Source organism: Caballeronia sp. LZ003 (assembly GCF_031451465.1).
In the GTDB taxonomy this organism is placed as follows: domain Bacteria; phylum Pseudomonadota; class Gammaproteobacteria; order Burkholderiales; family Burkholderiaceae; genus Caballeronia.
In genome coordinates this window covers 1-504 of sequence record NZ_JARUXJ010000162.1, presented here as the reverse complement: position 1 = coordinate 504, position 504 = coordinate 1, and the positions used below count along the sequence as shown (strand labels likewise).

Annotated in this window: 1 protein-coding gene and 1 pseudogene; both read right to left on the bottom strand. The window is 59.7% G+C overall.

The genetic code is table 11. The features are described 5' to 3' along the window. Positions 1–192 (bottom strand): ATP-binding protein (locus QCE79_RS33590; protein WP_309851842.1); only part of this gene is annotated, 192 nt, incomplete at its 3' end. 2 nt (positions 193–194) lie between these two features. Beyond that, positions 195–504 (bottom strand): annotated as a pseudogene (locus QCE79_RS33585) (IS21 family transposase); the annotation flags it as partial.

The following is a 504-nucleotide window of genomic DNA, read 5'->3' as shown; positions in this document are numbered from 1 at the left end:
CGCGCGGCGCATGCGGGCGTCGAGCTTTCGATGATCGCGCCGTGCGATCTCGTCCTGGATAAGCAACGTCAGGAAATCGGTATAGGCGAGCTTACGGTCTATGGCTTCACGGTTGCGTGCTTCGAGCGTGTCGAGGATGCCGGACAGTCGCAATTGCTTAAGAGAAGACGTGAGTTCGGGAATTGGATTCATGTTCAATGGATCAGGAGAGTCTGAGTATCGCGGCAGAAGCGGCCGCCGTGGGTGTAGGTGGTCGCGCCTGATTCAACAGGTTCGATCGACAGCCAGGTCTGATCGAGGCCTTTCTGCAAGATCAGCTTGACGGCTTTGTAGCTCGGCGTGCCAAAGTGATTCGCGCGACGGCAGGCCGCCTCCAGGCGCGATGCGCCGAACTGCTGAGCGAAGCGCAGCACGCCCTGGACGGCGCGCAGCTTGATGAGAACCTGATCGCCGAAGAGCGCGTGAACAAGCGCGTAGCATGACGGCCCGATACGTTGTGCTTCT